This window comes from Ruegeria sp. BF6 (genome assembly GCF_056538665.1).
Window position 1 is genome coordinate 37,044 of sequence record NZ_JBQFTN010000018.1, and the last position, 17,100, is coordinate 54,143.

Here is a 17,100-nt window from a genome sequence, read left to right on the forward strand (position 1 = left end):
GACCAGATAATCAGTCTTGATTAGGAATGACAGTTCGATAAAGGCGAACAATGATTGACAGACTTGATACCATGCGCCTGTTTGTTCGAGTGCTGGAACGCAGGAGCTTCACAAGGGCAGCAGCCGATCTCAGTGTTCCCCGGTCCACCGCAAGTGAAGCTATCCAGCGGTTGGAACGCGACTTGGGGAGCCGATTGCTGGATCGCACAACCCGCCATGTGGCGCCAACGCCGGATGGGCAGGCGTACTACGAAAGATGTGCATCTATTTTGGCAGACCTTGAAGATGCCGAGGGCGCTTTGCGCGGGCACGAACCTTCCGGCCTGTTGCGCGTAGACGCTCCTGGTACTCTGACAAGGGTTTTCTTGTTACCGCACCTCGCCGACTTCCTGACCAGGCACCCGAAGATCACGCTTCAACTCGGACAGACCGAGCGACTGGTTGATCTGGTCCGCGAAGGAGTCGACTGCGTTATCCGTGCAGGAAACCCCGATGACAGCGGCATGATCATGCGGCACCTCGCAGATCTCCCGGAAATCACCTGTGCCAGTCCTGGCTATCTAGAGAAATTCGGCGTTCCCGAGTCGGTGGGCGATCTGGTAGGTCACCAGATGGTTGGCTTCCTGTCTTCGCGCACTGGATCCGCAATGCCACTGGAGTTCAAAGTCGAAGAGCGGTTTGAAGAAATTTCGTTGCCGGTATTGGTGACCGCAAATGACGCCGACACTGTACACCATTTGACCCGAGAGGGGTTTGGGATTGCGCAAGCACCTAAGTATCGATTTTTGGAAGACTTGGAAGATGGGCGACTCGTCGAAGTCTTGCCGAATGCACCACCGGCGCCGACTCCGTTGGCCGCCTATTATCCGCAAAACCGGCAACTCTCACCGCGTGTCCGAGCATTTCTGGATTGGATCATTGGCATTTTCGACGAAGCCGCACTTTGACCTAGGTTTCAGACTCCTTGATTTGACAATGGCTGCGGGCGCGATGGCCGAGAGGACGACTTTCGGGCATAGATCACAGCGAGTGGCAACACGATGCCCGCCCTTCAGGCGTCCGAACAAAATCCCGATCTTGTTGCGGCGTTCGTAGCGGCGCTTGTCGTACCGGACAGGCTTGTCGCGTGATTTTCGGCCTGAAGTGCAGGGCTTTTTTCCCTTGTCTATAAGGGCTTCACGGAACCTGCCCGCATTATAACCACGATCACCCAATTACCATTCAGCCGATGGCAAGTCGTTCACCAAAGCCCTGGCCCCAGCACAATCGCCAACTTGGCCGGCAGAGATGAAGAACCGAATTGGGCGACCAACACCGTCGGTAATGGCGTGAAGCTTTGTGTTCATTCCACCCTTGGTCCTACCGATCAGACTGCCACACCCCACCTTTTAAAGCGCAGGCTTGAGGCAGTGCGGTGTGCATTGAGGTATGTTGCGTCAATCATGATCGTCTAGTGATCCGTATCTTCAGCAGCCAGTCCTTCCATGATACGAGCGAACACACCCATGTTGCTCCACCGTTTCCATCGGATGTACAGCTTCTTTGGCGACCCATATTCGCGAGATGCATCGGACACCGCAACCCATTGCGGTTTATAAAGATAATCCCGCTCAAAGCACGCTGGTCGTTAACCCTTGGCTTGCATGGCTCTTCGGAAAGTAAGGCTGAAGACGCCCCATTTGTTCGTCAGTCAGACAGAATAGATGGCTCAGTGCACACCCCTGAAATCCAAGGGCGTGATCCACGCAGTCGAGATCACGGCAACCAATTTAGTGGGTCCAGAACCCAACTAAACTATAGCTATTCAGACAGAAGTCTTTTTAGCGTTCATGCTTATTGTCTCTTGGTTTTAAAGAAGGGCTACCGGCCGCTTTGGCGATCAATTCCACAAATAATTTCGCGACAGATACACAAGTTTGGTTTTCTTGCACCGCTAACCAGTATCAGTGAGATATTCTCACAGGGCTTGCGAATGACCGGTTTGGTGAGTCTGAGCAGCAGGGATTGATTTGGCTGTGAAGGCTCGGAAAGGGCCGCTTGCGGACAAAAACGATGAGCAGATGAACTAGCAGATTATATTTTCTCTTGAAGGAAATTAGCGTTCCGATTGTTGACAGTTAACGCTTCAATGATCAGGATCAGACCCATGAGAGCATCCACATCCACCCAGTCCGCAACCCAAGCGATCAATCAACGTAAGGCGAACACTATTACGTCAATTGCTGTCGATGCGATAGAAGAAATGATCGTATCAGGAGAGCTGGTTGCGGGCGACAGGATCAACGAAAGTACATTGGCCGAGCGACTGGGAATTAGTCGTGGACCTATTCGCGAAGCTTGCAGAAGTCTCGAACAGGCCGGGCTTTTGACCAGCAAGGTTAACCGGGGCATGTATGTGCGTGAGGTATCTCTGGATGAAGCGCGAGATTTGTATGAGCTTCGAGGAGCCATTGCCGGGCTTGCGGGGGAGTTGATCGTAAAGCGTGCAGATGATGCCCAAATTGCCGATTTAAGTGCTCTTGTGGACAGGATGCAGATGGCTGCGGATAAGAGCGACACAGCGGGTTACTACAAACTGAACTTGCAGTTTCACGACGCGCTGGTCCTGGCGGCCCGAAACAGCGCGCTCGAGGACACTTATCGAAAAATTGTTAATCAACTTCACTTGCTGCGAAGACGCGGGCTTGTCCAGGAAGGGAACCTTCAGGTTTCAAATTCCGAGCATAAAGAAATTGTCGACGCGCTTAAGAAACGAGATGCCGCTGCAGCAAATAATGCGCTACGCGAACACGTTTCCAACGGCCTCACCCGTCTGATTGCATCTCTTTAAAGCCGTCTGAAAACGGGGAGCGGACTTCTTAAATTGACAACTGTTGACAGTTTACAGTTTGTAATGATACCCATCGAAGTCAACGGCCGTAACCGGCTGGGCGAAAATCTATGGGAGGAAACCATGAAAACACTTTCGCGTATCGCTGCTGGTGCGATGATCGTGGCGGCGCTGGCCACATCGTCGGCTGCAGAAGAATACCCGTCGCAGCCTATCGAGGTTGTAACCCACGCGTCTGCTGGCGGCGGCACCGACACAACCGCACGCACAATGCTGATCCGTGCGCGTAAGGAACTTGGTGTGGATGCCTTTGTTCAGATCAAGAAGGGGGGTGGAGGCGCCGTGGCCATGAGCTATGCCTCGGGTAAACCGGCCGACGGTCACACCCTGATGGCAATTACCCCCACGCATCTGATCACGATGGCCCGAGGTCGCGCGCCAATTGGAATTGATGATGTCAAAGGGATTGCCCGGTCGACAGATGACCCGATTATTGTCGTCGTGAACAAAACCTCTGGAATAGAAAACCTTGAGCAGTTGATCGAAGCGTCCAAAACTTCTCCGATCAAATGGGGCGGCACGCAGGCAGGCGGAATAGACCACATCGCGGCAATGACATTTGCCAACAAGTCCGGAGCCAAAGTGGCCTACGTCCCCTTTGATGGTGGCGGTGCCATGATTACGAACCTGATGGGAAAGAACATTCAGGCCGCTGGCTTGAACTATGGTGAGGCCGTGGATGGGATCGAATCCGGTGACTTCGTGCCGCTGGCCATCATGGCGAAAGAACGATTGGGTGTGCTTCCTGATACGCCAACTATGGCAGAGCTGGGCATCGACGGCGTGAATTTTTCGACCGTACGTGGCGTGATTGTAATGGCAGACACCCCCGTGGATCGGGCGGCGATGCTTGAAGAGAAGCTGATCAAAGGCATGGAGCACGGCACGTATCAGGCATACCTGGAAGGCATTGGCCTTGATGCAAGTTCGGTTGCAGGCTCCGAGGTCTGGGACGCTCAGATCCGCGAAATGTACGACAACATCTACGCGACCCTCGAAGAGCTGGGCTTGCGTAAGTAAGGCCGCCTTCTGACCGTCCGCCGCAATGGTGGGCGGTCACTCGTTCCATCGGAAGGGAACCTCATGAAACTCTCTCGCGACCTCGTCGCAGGCGGGCTGATCCTTGTCCTGTCGGCAATCCTTTGGTGGGTCACGACCACCTTTGACTCGGACCCACTTGGCATGGCGCAGGGCATGCCAGCCACGCACATGCCCCGCCTGATCCTTGGCGTGATCGCTGTGCTTACCGTCATCATGATCCTGCAAAACACTACACGTGGTGGAGACGCCTTGGGTGGAATGCCCCCTTGGCAAATGCCTGCAACCGCAGCGGTGCTTGGGCTCGCCGCCATTCTGTTTCCAGTTCTTGGCGTGCCGCTGGTGTTCTTCTGCATTTGTCTGATTTTGCCGGTGATGTGGGGTGCACAGAACTACGGTGCCATCGTCGCTTTTGCCTTTGGTGTGCCGGTCGCAATCTACGTCCTTTTCAAAATGCTGCTCGGCCTGCGGTTGCCCATGGGTCCACTTGCGGCACTTGGGCTTTGAAGGGAGGAAAACATGGACGTTCTTGGCGGACTTCTTGAAATTATTCAGCCCACGACCTTGCTGCTGATTATGGTGGGGACAATCGTAGGCGTTCTGGTCGGTGCTCTTCCGGGCTTGTCGAGCTCTATGGCCGTTGCGTTGTTGCTGCCATTCACCATCTATCTGGAGCCGATCCCTGCAATCGCGATGCTTGCAGCGCTGTATTGCGCCGGCACGTTTGGCGGCAGTATCACAGCGATCCTCATCAATGCTCCGGGTGCGCCACCTGCGGCAGCGACCGCATTTGACGGGTATCCGTTGGCCAAGAAGGGCGAGGCAGGCAAAGCCCTCGGCATGGCTGCGGTTGCAAGCGTCGCGGGTGGCATTTTCTCTCTGATCGTTTTGATCCTGGCTGCCCCCGCACTGGCAACGATTGCATATCGGTTCGGTCCGCCTGAGTACTTTGCCCTTACGGTATTTGGTTTGTCGATGCTGGCGTCAATCAGCGGCAAATCCGCGGTCAAGAACTTGATCGGCGGCGCCTTCGGCGTCTTGCTGGCCACTGTTGGCGTCGACCTGACGACTGGCGTCGAGCGGTTCACCTTCGGCGTGCCCCAGCTTTACGAAGGCATCAGCTTTATTCCCGTATTGATCGGCCTTTTTGCCATGGCGGAACTGTTGGATCAGGCCGGGCAAAAAGACACGCCGTTGGAACGGTTTAACATGTCAGCGCTGAAACTTCCGACAATCGACGACTTCAAGCGCGTTTGGAAGACCATCCTGCGCAGCTCCGGTCTGGGCACTTTCGTGGGCATCCTGCCGGCCGAAGGTTCGACGGTTGCTGCGATGATGGGCTACAACGAAGCTAAGCGCTGGTCGAAGAACAAGGACAATTTCGGCAAGGGCGAGATCGAAGGTGTTGCCGGGCCCGAAGCCGCGAACAATGCTGCAACCGGTGGGGCAATGGTTCCAACTCTAGCGCTTGGGATTCCCGGATCAGCCACGGCTGCCGTCATTCTGGGCGGCTTGCAGATCCATGGCCTGCGTCCGGGTCCATACCTGTTCGAAAACCAACCGAACCTGCTGTATGCAATTTTCTTCGCAATGCTGATCGCGAACTTTGTCTTCCTCGGTTTCGGACTGATTGGCGCCAAGTATTTCTCGCGCATTTCGCTGATCCCGCGTCAGTTCCTCTGGCCAACCGTGTTCTGCTTGTGTGTTGTCGGTGCGTATGGTGTCGGACAGTCAATGAGTGATGTCTATATCATGCTGGTTGCCGGTCTCGTCGGGTATTTTTTGAGCCGTGCCGGATTCTCGCCCGCTCCGATCATCATGGGTCTCGTGTTGGGTCATTTGGTCGAGAACTCTCTTGCCCAGTCCATGATCCTGTTTGACCAGGACATGAGCCAGTTCCTGACGCGTCCGATTGCGCTGTTCTTCTTTGTTCTGGCTATCCTCAGCATCGCGTCTTCACCACTTAGCAACTGGCTAAAGGGCCGTCGTCGTGCGGATGCCCCTGTTTACAAAGACTTGAACGAGTGATCCTAGGCGATCTCGGCATAACTCGGGCCTTTGTACTAGTCCTGTTGCCCGCCGCGCTCGGGGGCAGCCTTTGGGAGGCCTTTGGCCTTCCACTTGGCTGGCTGATGGGTGCGGCGGTGGCGACCGGTAGCTTTGCCATGTGCAATGTCGAGATCACCGTACCCAAGCCGCTTTACAGTGTCTCGCTGGCGGCTTTGGGAGCAGGGGTCGGACTGTCCATTACACCGGATGTTGCTGCTGCATTGCTGGTCTGGGCACCTTTGATGCTTCTCGCGTCGTTTTTAGGCGTCGCGGCCGCCGTAGTTATGACTCCTGTTCTGGCACACTTCGGGCGGATGGATCGCGGCACCGCGTTTTTCTCGCTCCTGCCCGGTGGCGTGATCGAAATGGCCAATGTAGGCGCAACCCATCGTGCCGACCGGACCATTGTTGCCTCAATGCATGCGGTACGTGTTGCAATGGTCGTAGGTCTTTTACCTTTGGCGTTGTACGCGGTTTTCCCGACGTCAGAAGAGATATCAACAGACGCAGCGGCACTGAGCTTGCCTCCTCTGGCTCTTGTCCTGCTTGTCGGGGTGGCGGGTGGATGGACCGCCACCCAACTGGGGCTGCCCGCGGCGTGGTTGCTTGGCGCACTGATTGCGGTCGGGTTGCTGTCGTCCTTCGGCTTGTCAAGCGGGCGGATGCCTGCACCCCTTATGGCCGTCGTGCAGGTTCTTGTCGGCATTTCGCTGGGCGCGAGATTTCGGCGGGATCGACTCTCTTCCATCCCGAGGGCGCTTGCCGCGGGTGTGCCCGTTCTTCTTGTGATCATGGTGGGAATGGCAATTGCCGCCGTATTTGCGAGTTTGATTACACCCCTTAGCCTGCCAACTCTCGTCCTCTGTTTCTCGATTGGCGGGATGGCAGAAATGGTTCTGACCTCGAAGGTTCTAGGTCAGAATGTTGCCCTCGTCGCGGCGTTTCAGGCGGTTCGTGCTGTCTTGGTCAACGCCAGCGCCGGAGTTGTCTGGCGCATTTTACTCTCGAAATCAGATTCTCCCCATACCCCGAAAGGATAACAACCATGTCAGCTGTTCAGAATGCATTCGCCGAAATGCCCCAGGATACCAACATCACGGCCGAAGCCGCAGAATTCGTGGAAACAGTCCGTTTTGAAGACATCCCCGACGAGGCATTGCGTATCGGAACACGCTGTATTGTCGACGGCATTGGCCTTTATGTTGCCGGGTCTGAAGAACACACGATCGACATACTTGTAGACGAGGCACTGGATTATGGTGGGCGTGAAGATGCACTGCTGCTCGGACGCAACGCCAAGGTCCCTGCACCGATGGCGGCGCGTGTGTTGGGAACGGCGGGCCACGCCCATGACTGGGACGACACTCAGGTTAGCATTGATCCAGCCCATATTTATGGGCTGCTGACGCATCCAACCATTCCGCCGCTGACAGCCGCTATTGTTATGTCGCAAAAACAGGGCAACGTGTCGGGCAAGGACTTCATGTTGGCGTTTCTGACCGGCTTTGAGGTGGAGTGTAAAATCTCGGAATGGATGCTGCCCCAACACTATATGCAGGGTATGCATTCCAGCGGCACAGTCGGGCATTTCGGAGCATACGCGGCAGCTGCGAAGCTCTTGGGTCTGGAAGGAGATGCTCTCCGCCACGGTTTCGGAATAGCTGCCAGCTTCGCTGCTGGCATTCGTTGCAACTTCGGAACCATGACCAAACCCTTGCATGTGGGTCGCGCCGCCGAGAACGGGATCACCGCAGCGCTCTTGGCTGCGCGTGGCTACACAGCCGATCCACAAGCGCTGGATGGCCCATGGGGGTTCATGGCTGTTCAGGGTGGCGGTGCCAGCCCGGAGAAAATCTCGCAAGGATTTGGCAGAACCTGGACCATCGTCGAGCCCGGCGTTTCGATCAAACCCTATCCGTGTGGCGTGCTTACTCACCCAACGATTGATTTGATGTTGCGACTTGTCACCGACGCAGACATCAAATCCGGGGATATCGACACGGTGACGGTCTGCGCAGGCACCAATATTCTCAAGCCCATCCGCTATCCCATTGCGTCAAATCACCTGCAGGCGAAATTTTCTCTGCCTGCGGCACTGTCGATGATCGCGCTGGCCCGCAAAGCCGGCAAAGTCGAGTTCTCGGACGCATTTGTCGGATCAGAACCGATGCAAATAATGCAACGCCGGGTGCGGACCGAACTAGATTCCGAGATCGAGGCGCAAGGGTTCGACAAGATGCGGTCTCGTATCACGATCCGCTTGAAGGACGGTCGTGAAATAGCAGGTTGGGCCGACGAACGCTATCGCGGCGGACCGGAGAACCCGTTGACCGACACTGAAGTCGAAGCAAAGGCGCGGTCGTGCTGCGCGGGTGTCCTCACCAAAGATGAACAAGATCGTCTGCTGCGCGCGGCCTGGGGCGTTCTTGAACTTGATCGGCCCGGAGAGGCCCTCGCAGCGGCGATGACACCTAACACTTGATCAAGCACAAACAACTCTTCTGTTTTGGACGGCAAAGAAAATGAAAAGTATCTTATCCACAGCGACCGCATTCATCATCTTGTTCTCAAGTTCAGCATATGCTGAAGATCTTCGATTTAAGCTCTTTAATGACAGCAGCGAGGATCTTGTGGAATTCAATGTATCGCCCGCCTCTTCGAATAGCTGGGAAGGAAATCTACTAAGAGGAGGATACCTCGCACCCGGCTACGAAGTGGATGTCTTCATTGAAGACGGCCTAACCACATGTGTTTATGACATTCGGGGTATCTTTTCAGATCAGTCTGCATCTGAAGACTACAACTTGGACCTATGTTCTATTGGGGAATACACCTTTTCAGACTGAGGACCTGAATTTGATTTGCCGGTCCCTCCTTCAGCGTCGAAAGTAGGTAGGAACGCGAAATGAGGAATTTGACCAGCGTTTTTTATTGATAGTCACTAGAAGGCGCTTGGAAATAACTTCACAGATTTCATTTGTGGGGTGCACTAGAGAACTAGATCGTAGTTCAATTAGACTCCAATCTGGTCGTGATTTCGGAAAGTCGCGACCACGATTGGAGTGCTATCGGAAGTGCAAGCGCCGCTTCCGCGAATTCCCAAGTGTAGCTGACAATCGAAAAGATCTTACCCGGTGAGGACTCCAGATATTGGGTTGCGAACCAAAGATTGAACAGGACCAGAGCAATCAACTGGATGAAGATCGTTCCATACAAAACGGCCTCCGTATCCGAAAGCTTTACTTCGAACTTGCGTAGTCGTTTGAGGTGAACCAGCATCGAACGGTGACTGCGTTCTTCCAAGATGCTGACTTGCCGTTCCATTTGATGGTTAAGGGCCCGGTTCCACTCCCAGAACGTAGTATGGAATATTGCGTATACGCTTATCATGCCAACGAGCACGCCACATGCGGACAAGGCCAGTACCGGCGAAAAATAGAAGAGCAGGACTGCAGAAACAGCAAATTGAACGGTGCCTGCGATCGCAGAGGGCAGGACATCCTCGAGAAAATCCGCCAGCTCGCGTCCCATTCCAATTCGGGCATTGAGCGACGAAACAGGAAGGGTCGAAAACCGGGATGCCAGCGCCTTGCCTAATTCAACGCGGATTGTTCCATAAACCCGCGTGTCATAGATACGACGGATTACACCGATCATAGTTAGAAAAACTAGTAACACCCCAAGATGTATTAAGGGTTCAGTTCTGCCTTCCAGCAGCCCATCGATTGCGAAACCAATGTATAGCGGGATCAAAACAGTAAACACGGTCTCGGAAAGAATCAGACACCATGTAACCGCGACACGCCAACGAAAAACCCTTAGTAACGTGCCAATCGTCAGTTTTTGGTCTTTCAGCATCTGATGCTATTGGTCGTAATGAATACGAACGCGAACGTCGCCCGGCCAGACAGATGCGGCTTTGAAATCAGGTTCGTCGTCGGGGTTCGGCGCCCCGGTCGATCCGACACCTTCGAGAAACTGCGTTTCAGTCATGTTCAGGTCTTCGTCCCTGTTTTCGTCATGAAACAACAAAACAGCATAAGGACCCGCATTCAGATCAGCAAAACTGTGGCTTACGCTGCCTTTGCGCGAAGGAATCTGTGCATAGTCAACAGCGCCCCAGACATCCAACGTCTCAAACGTACGAGCCTTGTCAAACACTAGAATTACGATGTTCCCATTGGCGTTTCGGACGCCTTCAACAGTTACATTCAGGCTCTCGGCCGCGGCCGGCAGCGCCATTGCAATAGTTGCAACCAAAGTGTGAATGATTTTTCCACTCATGAGTTCGTCCTTTCCAGTTTCGGATGCCGTGGAATGGGCTTGAAGACTGCCAAGGCATCTTCAGTAATCGCGATCAACACCGGCACCAGCAGCAGCATCAAAGCTGTGCCAAAGAGTTCGCCGAAAGCCAGCGAGATCGCAGCGGGGATCAGATACTGCGCCTGTTCCGAGGTTTCAGTGAGCAGAGGCAGCAGGCCTATTACGGTTGTCGCGGTTGTCAGAAAGATGGCCTTGAAACGGCCCACTCCCGCAGTTTGCAATGCCGGATCTATAGGTTGGCCCTCATCCCTTGCCTGATTGTAGCGAGTGATCATGACGAGGCTGTCATTCACGATCACACCGGTCAGGGCCAACATCCCAAAGAATGAAAACAGCGACAACGAAACACCCATAATCAGATGTCCGATGGCGGCAGCAATAAAACCAAACGGGACGATCGCCAGAATGACAAAGGGTTGCCAGTAGCTTTTGAGCGGCACAGCCATCAACACATAGATCAGAACCGCTGCAAGCAGCAGCGCGCGCCTCAACCCGTCGCTGATGTCCGACATTTCCTCCAGTTCTCCTGCCGGCAGGACCGCTACGCTAGGGTATTTTGCGCGGAGTTCCGGAACCAGCTGATAAAAGACCGCCTGCCCGATTTCCTCCGGCGCGACGAGATCGCGGTCGATGGAGGCGGCGACAAGGTTCATGCGCTTGCCATCGCGGCGGTTGATGATGCCCGATGTGTAAGTGCCTTCGATTTCGGCGACTGTCTCCAACGGCACCCAGGCACCTGATGTGCTGCGCAATCGAGTTTGCATCAAGTCCGTCAATGTATCGCGGTTTTCCTGCGCGTTCTGCACAACGACCCGAACTTCAGACCCATCGCGCCTGACCTTAGTTACCTCTGCCCCACCGAATCCAAATCCAATCTGACGGGCGAGGCTTTCGGCGTTGAAGCCAAGATGCCGAGCATCAGAACGCAAGCGCAGCCTGAGTTCCGGTTGCCCTCCAACAAGACCGTCGCGGACGTTTGCAACGCCTTCGATGTTTGACAGAAAGTCTTTCATCTCGTCGCTCGCTTGCCGCAAAAGGTCTTCGTCTTTCGAGGCCAACCGGATGCTGAACCCTCCGGCAAGGCTCTCCGAACCGGTAAATTCTAGTTCGGTCGCGCCTTCTACCGCGCCCACACGGTCGCGCCATTCTCGCACCACGCTCAGGATCGGAACATTCGGGCGATCGATAACTGGGATCATCTCGGCATATAACTGCGCACTGCCTGCACTGTTGATTATGGTGAATACGGTTTGAACAGGTGGCGTTGTCATATCTGCGCTGTCGGCAAGTTCGGTATTTAGATCGTTCAGGATTCTTTCCATTCGATCCACATTGGCGCGGGTCAACGCGAATGGTGCGCGGGCATCCATCTCGAGGTTTACGGTAATGATCTGACCGGGGACTTCAGGGAAAAACACAGTTCTGATCTTGCCCTTGTACATCAAGCCAAGACCCAGCATTGCGGCGGAAATGAACAGGATCAGCACGGCGTAGCGATGGCGCAATGCGACCAAAAGCACGGGTTGATAAAGGTGATCTCGAACCCAGTTCAAACCGCCTTGCGCGCCGTCCTGCACGCGGCCCCAAAGGCGAGTTATCAGGTAGCGCCGTTTCTGCCCCATCGGAATGTAAGCCAAATGCGCAGGCAGAATAAACTTGCTTTCAATGAGCGAAAAAACGAGTGCCAGAATCACGATGCCCGAAAAGCCAGCCAGCACTTTGCCCAGTGGATTGTCGATCAACAGCATCGGGAAAAAAGCGGCGATTGTGGTCAAAACACCGAATACGGTGGCAACCGCTACGCGGTGCACACCGCGCTCAGTATCCGTGATCGGATCTTTCCCTTTGCGGCGCTCTTCGAACACGCTCTCACCCACTACGACAGCGTCGTCAACGAGGATACCCAATGCAATGATCAGACCGAATGTAGTGACATCGTTAAGCGAATAATCCACCCATTTTGATCCTGAGACCGCGATCGCCCCCATGACCGAGATCGGAATGCCCATCGCCACCCAGAAAGCAAGGCGCACGTTCAGGAACACTGACAGCATTAGGGTCACAAGGATCAAGCCCTGCACACCGTTTGATCGCAACAAGGCAAGCCTGTCCGAGATATAACCTGCGCTGTCGCCCCAGACTTCTATGTGGACTTGCGAAGGTAGCTGACGGCTGAACTCATCCACGGTGCTACGCACAACTTCACTGATCTTCAGAAGGTTTTCTTTCTGCCCAACCAAAACCTCCATTCCGACGGTCGGCTTGCCGTTCAGGCGAAACAGATACTCGCCGTCTTCAAAAGCGTCCTCGATATTTGAGATATCGCGTAGCGGCACAAAAGAGCCATCGTCGCGTTGAATTGTGGGAAGATCACCATATTCCGGCGCGTACCTTGCCCTGTCATCAGCCCGCAGGAGTATTGTCCCGCCTTCAGTTCGCAAACGACCGGCCTGGAAGGTCAGTGAGTTTTCCCTAATGGCGCGTGTCACATCTGAAACCGTCAGTCCGTAGTGGCGCAGTTCCGCCGGATCGATTTCGATGCGTAACTCTCGCGGGATCAGTCCCCAGATCTGCAACCGCGACAATTCCGGTTGCGCCAGCAACTCTTCCTTCAGACGTTGCGCCAGGCTCTGCAGCGTGGCTGCGTCGGTTTCACCGTACAGGTTGAGGTAGAGCGCTGGGAAATCAAATTCCGAAGCTTCGATTACGGGTCGGCGCGCAGTGTCGGGGAGATCAGTCAGCCCATCAATACGAATACGCACCCGATCAAGAATGTCTTGCAGATCCTCACCACCGGCTCGGCGCACTGATACGAAGCTGAGGTCGTTTTCGGATTGCGAAGTGACACTGCGCACTCCGTCCAATCCTTCAAGGGCTTGTTCTACTTTCTGCGTTACAAGCTCATCCACTTGTTCGGCCGTAGCGTCCGGGAATTCAATCGAGATTGTAACGCTTTCGGGCGGAATACGAGGGAACCCTTCGATGCGTATGCCCAGCAGGGTCTGAACACCGAGGAACAGAATTAGCGCCATCATTAGATTGGCGGCGACGGGGTTGCGAATGAACCAAGAGGTTAGGGCATACATTTGTCAGCCCTCATCCGGCAGCGGTGTTACCCGCTGACCCGGCAAGAACGAAGCCAACGGTGTCTTGGCAATCCGCCAAAGTCCCGGTTCTTCCGGAGCGGAGATTGTGACGAGGCCTTCGTCGCGGAATATAATATTGGGGCTAATCCGTTGTAGGTGATCATCCTCACCCACCAGCCAGATGTGCCCTGTTCTGGTCACGGTGCTTTCAGGTAAGGTTAGCGCATTCTCAATCGTGCGCCCCGGCAGTCGAACCTTCAGAAAGTCACCAGCAAGGATCCGTTCATCAGGTGCGGTGACATCTAAAAACACGCGTACTTGTCGCGTGTTTTTGTCTAAGAACCCGCCGCCGTGGCGTACCAAAGCTTGGCCTAGGTGCCCCCCGGAACGATCAAACAAATCAGCCGTTGTGCCAGAAATCGGATGATCCAGAAGAACCCAGTCAGACTGGCTATACTCAGCAACCAACTCGAAATGCCGGTTGTCAGAAAGGTGAAGGAGTGCCTCACCTGGAGAGACCGTCTGTCCAAGGCTGGCCAAGCGAAGGGTGACAAAACCTGAAAACGGAGCAATGACATTAGTTTCTGCCAATTCAGATTGTGCAGCATTCAATCGAGCCTTGGCTGTCGCAACAGATCTCTCTGCAATACGTAGCTGAGGCAAGTTGAGCGCCAAGTCATTGGGAGGACTCGCGCCATCTCGTTCAAACTGGCGCCGCGCAACAGTAACATTATTCTGCGCGCGAAGCAGGGCTAGTTCTGCTTCTTCAAGTTCCATTTTGGAGGCTGCAACAGCGCTCTGATAGGGTGCGTCTTCGATTGAAAACAACAGTTCCCCGCGCTTGACCTCTGAACCAGCCAACGCTGCGTCGTGAACTTTGACAATGCGTCCGGACACGGCTGACCGCAACTCGGCATCCCATCTTGGCCGAACTTCAGCAAAGGCTGAAATTTGGGCCTCTACTTCTTGTTGTTTCGCCGTGATGACAGAGACCACTGGTGGAGGCGGAGGAGACTTGGACACGTGAACGTCGATTGTGTCCTCAGTGCCGAAAAGCAGGACAACAACCGCAACAAGAAGCGCCAGCGAAACTCCAATCCAAAGCCAACGGTAAGCTGGTTTTCTTCGATTTTCGTTTGAATAGTTATTCATGACTCCGAGATTTCCTGAACAATCGAATCCGCATCAACTTGCGATATTTACCTGAATGCCATATAATATGAACGTACGTTCGTTCAATACAGAAAATTGAAGATGGCAGAAACTGACAAACATCCGCGCACTTCACGTGAAAGGGCTACGGCCCAACGACGCAATCAAATACTGGAAGCCGCAGTAATGTGCTTTCTCGAACACGGATATCATCAGACTGGTGTACGAGATATCGCGGAACGCGCAGGGGTGAGCCTCGGAAACTTGTACAATCACTTTCGCAGCAAACACGATGTGCTTGTAGAAATCGCAATGTTGGAACGAAGTGATTTGGAACAATTCCTCGACGTTCTGGCCTTGGGATTACCTGCACCGAAGGTATTGAAGAAATTTGTCAGGGCTTACGCAAAATATCTGGCCGCACCAGAGAATGTCATACTGACGCTCGAAATTGCGATTGAAGCCATTCGCCAGCCAGACATTGCAAAATTGTTTTTGGAAAACCGGGCAACGCTGACCAAGGCGCTCGAGGCAGTTATTCGCCGTGGGATTGGCGAAGCTGACTTGCGAGCCGTTTCAGATCCTCTTCAGGCTTCGCAGTTGGTGATCGAGCTCTTGGAAGGTAGTGCTTACCGAAGCGCTCTGTCGGGGGCACCCATGTCTGAGATAATAGAAGGCGTGGAAGATTTTATTCAAAATGCATTGCTGGCGCGCAGATGATGCATCTTTGCATTTCAATGAATTTGGTTGTTCCGGCCTACGCACACGAGAAGCATTGAGCACGGAGAAACACGACCGCCTAGTGAGGCATTTGTTTAATATGGCTCACCAGATTTTCTCATGCTGAGTATATCAGAAAAAGTGAATCCCGGTTCCGAAGTTTGGATCGGTGATGAAGAATTAGCGTTTCTTTCTGTTTCTTTTTCTTTCTTGGACATCATTTTAGCGACTTATCTTCCCATCGCAAAAGCACATAAGATCAAGTCGCAAAATAGGAGTCTCATCTTTAATGGTTTTGTACAAATAACCCAACAAAACCTCCAATACGGGTAATCATGATTATGTTAAATACAAGCCGTAACTAAACCACAGGTTTGGAGTTTTGTTTGCCAACATGGCTCTCACATCCAGCAATGCCTTTCGCACAGCTTTTTCAACCGTCTTGGCCGATCATCTTGATCGCAGCCAGAAGACGGGAAATCTCCTGTTCGGTGTTGTAGTGGCAGAACGAGATACGGATACAATCTGCCAGGCCGAGTGGCGCAAGAACGTTACCAGAGTAATGGTCGGCCTTACGCGTGTGGGTGCGAATACCTTGTTGGTTCAGAGATTCAACCACGTCTTCGGAAGGCGTACCCTCAACCACGATAGACACAAGCCCCTCGCGCGCGGGATTGTCGGCCCCACCCAGAATGGTGACGTGGTCCATGTCGCGTAGGCCCGGCAGGTTGCCGGTGCCGTTGATGGCAGTGTTGGTTAGATAGGTCTCATAGGCGTGGATGGCACGGCTTGCGGCTTCGACCCGTTTACGGGTGTCGGTCTCGTCCGAGACCTCACCCCCCAACCAGTCAAAATAGGATACCACGTCCGAAACAGTTGCATAGGACCCGGTGTCGCGGGTGCCAAACTCCCATCCGGTAGCGTGGGCATCGATCAGCATGTCATGTGGCGCAGAGCTGAGCCGGTCCGAGATCCACGCGATACCATAACCGTGGCGCGAAAACACCTTATAGGGTGAGATCACGTAGCCGTCGACGTCATAAGTGTCCAAATCCACCTGCCCGTGCGCCGCGTGCTGGATGCCGTCGACGATGATCATGCAATCCGGCGCCACCGCCCGGATTGCGTGCGAAATTGCCGCAACATCCATACCCATCCCGGTCACAGGCGAGGCGTGCAGGATCGTTGCCACCGCCACATCCGGGGCCAGCAGGGCAGTGTAGTCCTCGGCCGTGACCAGGCCGGTTTCGGCGTCATGGGGTACGTTCACATAGTCCAATCCGGCAATCCCAGCCCAGCGGCGCGCGGCGCTGCGGGTGGCAGGGTGCTCGATAGACGACCCGATCACCTTGGTCCCTTTTGGTGCGGCCAGACAGGCGGTGCGGATCAGGCGAAACAGCAATTCAGTGCCGCTTTCACCTGCAAAGAACTGACCGGTTGAGGCATTCATAAACACTGCCAGATCGTCTTTGGCCTTGTTGATCACTTGCTGGGTGCCCTGCCCCGCCGGATTGATGCGGCCCGGGTTGTCTGGGATCGCAGCGTAGAATGCCGAGGTCTCGGCCACTGATTTCAGCGTCAGCGCGCCGCCGGCGTTTTCGAAGAAGATGCGCTCGCCCTGAAACGGGCAGCTTTCAACATGGGCAAACCGGTCGCGGATGGCGTCGATCAGGGCGGGATTGTTCTGGATCATGGGTCGGTCCTGTGAGGTTGCATGGCTCGCGGCGCAGGGTCTTCGACGATCATCGTCACTGGCAGGCGGGTTGCAATCTTGTGCATTGCCGACATCGGATAGTCTGCCACCGTCATCTCGCTCATTGGTCGCCCGTCGGCAAAAGGGTG

At 54.4% G+C, this 17,100-nt stretch carries 14 protein-coding genes and 1 pseudogene; 8 read left to right on the forward strand and 7 right to left on the reverse strand.

Features of this window, described 5'->3' with window-relative positions; genetic code table 11:
* Positions 1–50: 50 nt before the first annotated feature.
* The gene (locus ACR0IM_RS21675) at positions 51–947 is read left to right on the forward strand and encodes a LysR family transcriptional regulator (RefSeq protein WP_480595756.1); all 897 of its coding nucleotides are present in this window, start codon (positions 51–53) and stop codon (positions 945–947) included.
* Between the two features lie 24 nt (positions 948–971).
* Here ACR0IM_RS21675 and ACR0IM_RS21680 read toward each other — a convergent pair.
* Positions 972–1,712: pseudogene (locus ACR0IM_RS21680) on the reverse strand (IS5 family transposase); the annotation flags it as partial.
* 434 nt (positions 1,713–2,146) lie between these two features.
* Between ACR0IM_RS21680 and ACR0IM_RS21685 the strand changes: the two are divergent.
* The 6 genes from ACR0IM_RS21685 to ACR0IM_RS21710 all read left to right on the forward strand — a co-directional run bounded on the left by ACR0IM_RS21685 (position 2,147) and on the right by ACR0IM_RS21710 (position 8,459).
* The gene (locus ACR0IM_RS21685) at positions 2,147–2,830 is read left to right on the forward strand and encodes an FCD domain-containing protein (protein ID WP_480643157.1); all 684 of its coding nucleotides are present in this window, start codon (positions 2,147–2,149) and stop codon (positions 2,828–2,830) included.
* A gap of 123 nt (positions 2,831–2,953) precedes the next feature.
* On the forward strand, positions 2,954–3,910 hold the full coding sequence (locus ACR0IM_RS21690; RefSeq protein WP_480643158.1) for a Bug family tripartite tricarboxylate transporter substrate binding protein: 957 nt from the start codon (positions 2,954–2,956) through the stop codon (positions 3,908–3,910).
* A 63-nt stretch (positions 3,911–3,973) separates the two neighbouring features.
* Positions 3,974–4,435, forward strand: coding sequence for a tripartite tricarboxylate transporter TctB family protein (locus ACR0IM_RS21695; protein WP_480643160.1), 462 nt, complete (start codon positions 3,974–3,976; stop codon positions 4,433–4,435).
* A 12-nt stretch (positions 4,436–4,447) separates the two neighbouring features.
* Positions 4,448–5,956 (forward strand): tripartite tricarboxylate transporter permease, encoded by a 1,509-nt coding sequence (locus tag ACR0IM_RS21700; RefSeq protein WP_480683206.1) that lies wholly within the window; start codon positions 4,448–4,450, stop codon positions 5,954–5,956.
* Positions 5,953–7,017, forward strand: a complete 1,065-nt coding sequence (locus tag ACR0IM_RS21705) for an AbrB family transcriptional regulator (protein WP_480683207.1) — start codon at positions 5,953–5,955, stop codon at positions 7,015–7,017. The genes ACR0IM_RS21700 and ACR0IM_RS21705 overlap by 4 nt, the downstream gene beginning before the upstream one ends.
* Positions 7,018–7,022: 5 nt before the next feature.
* Positions 7,023–8,459 (forward strand): MmgE/PrpD family protein, encoded by a 1,437-nt coding sequence (locus tag ACR0IM_RS21710; protein ID WP_480683208.1) that lies wholly within the window; start codon positions 7,023–7,025, stop codon positions 8,457–8,459.
* Between the two features lie 527 nt (positions 8,460–8,986).
* Here the strand turns inward: ACR0IM_RS21710 and ACR0IM_RS21715 are convergent.
* From ACR0IM_RS21715 to ACR0IM_RS21730, 4 genes are read right to left on the reverse strand one after another with little or no spacing between them, the layout of a single operon-like run.
* A complete protein-coding gene (locus ACR0IM_RS21715; protein ID WP_480683209.1) occupies positions 8,987–9,835 on the reverse strand; it encodes an ABC transporter six-transmembrane domain-containing protein in 849 nt (282 codons plus the stop codon).
* A gap of 6 nt (positions 9,836–9,841) precedes the next feature.
* Entirely contained in the window at positions 9,842–10,261 is a 420-nt protein-coding gene (locus tag ACR0IM_RS21720) for a DUF2141 domain-containing protein (protein ID WP_480595778.1), read from the reverse strand.
* Positions 10,258–13,386 carry an efflux RND transporter permease subunit gene (locus tag ACR0IM_RS21725; protein WP_480683210.1) on the reverse strand — a complete coding sequence of 1,043 codons (3,129 nt, stop codon included), beginning with the start codon at positions 13,384–13,386 and terminating at the stop codon, positions 10,258–10,260. The genes ACR0IM_RS21720 and ACR0IM_RS21725 overlap by 4 nt, the downstream gene beginning before the upstream one ends.
* A 3-nt stretch (positions 13,387–13,389) precedes the next feature.
* Positions 13,390–14,538: an efflux RND transporter periplasmic adaptor subunit gene (locus ACR0IM_RS21730; protein WP_480683211.1), complete on the reverse strand. Its 1,149-nt coding sequence runs from the start codon at positions 14,536–14,538 to the stop codon at positions 13,390–13,392.
* Between the two features lie 102 nt (positions 14,539–14,640).
* Here ACR0IM_RS21730 and ACR0IM_RS21735 point away from each other — a divergent pair, with 102 nt between their 5' ends.
* Complete coding sequence (locus ACR0IM_RS21735) at positions 14,641–15,258, forward strand: TetR/AcrR family transcriptional regulator (protein WP_480683212.1); 618 nt, start codon at positions 14,641–14,643, stop codon at positions 15,256–15,258.
* A gap of 433 nt (positions 15,259–15,691) precedes the next feature.
* On the opposite strand, the gene ACR0IM_RS21740 is transcribed toward ACR0IM_RS21735, so the two are convergent.
* Positions 15,692–16,951 (reverse strand): aminotransferase class V-fold PLP-dependent enzyme, encoded by a 1,260-nt coding sequence (locus tag ACR0IM_RS21740; protein WP_480683213.1) that lies wholly within the window; start codon positions 16,949–16,951, stop codon positions 15,692–15,694.
* The gene (locus ACR0IM_RS21745; RefSeq protein ID WP_480595788.1) at positions 16,948–17,076 is read right to left on the reverse strand and encodes a hypothetical protein; all 129 of its coding nucleotides are present in this window, start codon (positions 17,074–17,076) and stop codon (positions 16,948–16,950) included. Before ACR0IM_RS21745 ends, ACR0IM_RS21740 begins: the two co-directional genes overlap by 4 nt.
* Positions 17,077–17,100 lie beyond the last annotated feature (24 nt).